Source organism: Mangrovimonas futianensis (assembly GCF_021245805.1).
Taxonomy (GTDB): Bacteria; Bacteroidota; Bacteroidia; order Flavobacteriales; family Flavobacteriaceae; genus Mangrovimonas; species Mangrovimonas futianensis.
In genome coordinates, this window is record NZ_JAJJNF010000068.1 from 1 (window position 1) to 286 (window position 286).

Genomic DNA, 286 nt, shown 5'->3' on the forward strand with positions numbered 1-286 from the left:
AGCCAGGGGCTGGACGCCGGTACCAGCTTCGGCGAAGAGCTGATGCGCCAGGGCGGCAAGCTGGTGCTGGGCGCCGGCATTGCGCTGCTGTCCTATGGCCTGTACGCGGCCGCCACCCGGCTGTGCAAGGTGCCGGCCACGCTGCGTCCCGGCATGCTGCTGGCGGCGCTGCTGATCGACCTCGGCCTGTGCTCGATCTCGTCCTCGAGCGCGCTGCTGTCCCTGTTGCTGATGGGCCTGCTGCTGCGCAACGTCGAGCGCCGCGACAACGTGTTCCAGGCCCAGC

General features: G+C 70.3%; 1 protein-coding gene. It reads left to right on the plus strand.

What is annotated here, in order from left to right; genetic code table 11:
• The coding region (locus LOK78_RS16525) for a hypothetical protein (RefSeq protein WP_232635685.1) at positions 1-286 on the plus strand (286 nt) is incomplete at both ends.